Origin of the sequence: Streptomyces murinus (assembly GCF_002154555.1) — a bacterium.
GTDB classification, from domain to species: Bacteria; Actinomycetota; Actinomycetes; order Streptomycetales; family Streptomycetaceae; genus Streptomyces; species Streptomyces murinus.
The window spans coordinates 1-1,116 of sequence record NZ_MUNF01001019.1 but is presented as its reverse complement, the minus strand read 5'-3'; the positions used below and the strand labels follow the sequence as shown (position 1 = coordinate 1,116).

Genomic DNA, 1,116 nt, shown 5'->3' with positions numbered 1-1,116 from the left:
GCGCGGTCAGGGCGGTCACCGCCGACACCGAGTCATGGGTCGAGGCCAGCCCTGCCGTGGTCACGATCTCCTGGATCCGCCCCGGAGACATGCCCGAGGTGGCCTCGTGCACGGTGGGCCCGAGCCCGGTCGGCGAGGGGTGCCCCGGGGACGGCGCGAGCAGCTCACGGGCGGTGCGCACCAGGCGCAGCCGCTCGTCGTCGCCCCACACCAGCGCCTGTTCGCGCAGGGTGGCGAGGGCGCGGGGGAGCGCGGCGGCCACCGTCTCGTCCCCGGCGTCCCCGGCCATCAGCCCGAGCAGGGCGGCGCGGGAGGCCGGGTCCGGGGCCACGGCCAGCGCCTCGGCGGTCTGCAGCGCGAAGCGGTCCAGCCGTTCCAGGGCCCGCAGCACCGAGGCCCGGGTGCCGGCCCGGGTGGCCAGCTGGGTCAGATCGGTGGGGACGGGCGTGATGAGGTCCGGGCGGCTGCGCAACAGCGCGGCCAGGGAGGCGTCGTCCCTGGCGCGGAGCGCCTCCGCGAGGGACCGAGGGGCTGGGTTGGCCTCTTGGCTCATCCGGCCAACGGTAGCGGGTTACCCCGGGCGGTTCAGCCGTGCCGGGCGGGGCCCCGCTCTGCGCTACCGTCCTCACGGGGTTTCAGTCGGCGTCACCCCGGAGGGATTCCGTGGGCATCGAGAGCGACAAGGTCGTCTACGAGTACCTGAGCCGCGTCGGGGACATCGCGTCGCAGCGGCAGCTGCCGTCGTCCGCGCGCATGCGGCTGGTCTCGGAGCTGCGCAACGAGATCGACCGCGACCGGGCGAGGGCGACGGTGGACAGTCCCGCCGCGGTCCGCCGCATCCTGGACCGTCTGGGCACGCCCGACGAGGTGGTCGAGGCCGCGGGCGGCACCGGGTCCGCCGACGGCGCGGGCCGCCCGTCCGCGGCCGTACCGGCGCAGCCCGTGCCGCGTGAGCGGGAGCCGGAGCGCGCCTCGCCGGGCGACGAGCGGCCGCGGGGTCTGCGCCGGGTCGTACCGCGACCGCGTCCCACCGAGCCCCGGCCCGAGCCCTCCGTGCCCAGGGACGCGCCGCCCGCCGCCTCGCACAGTTCGTGCGAGGCGGCGGGCGGCGCGTCC

At 77.5% G+C, this 1,116-nt stretch carries 2 pseudogenes; one reads left to right on the top strand and one right to left on the bottom strand.

What is annotated here, in order from left to right:
* Positions 1-553 (bottom strand): annotated as a pseudogene (locus tag CCN72_RS37380) (DNA-binding protein); the annotation flags it as partial.
* Between the two features lie 110 nt (positions 554-663).
* Here CCN72_RS37380 and CCN72_RS37375 point away from each other — a divergent pair.
* Positions 664-1,116 (top strand): annotated as a pseudogene (locus tag CCN72_RS37375) (hypothetical protein); the annotation flags it as partial.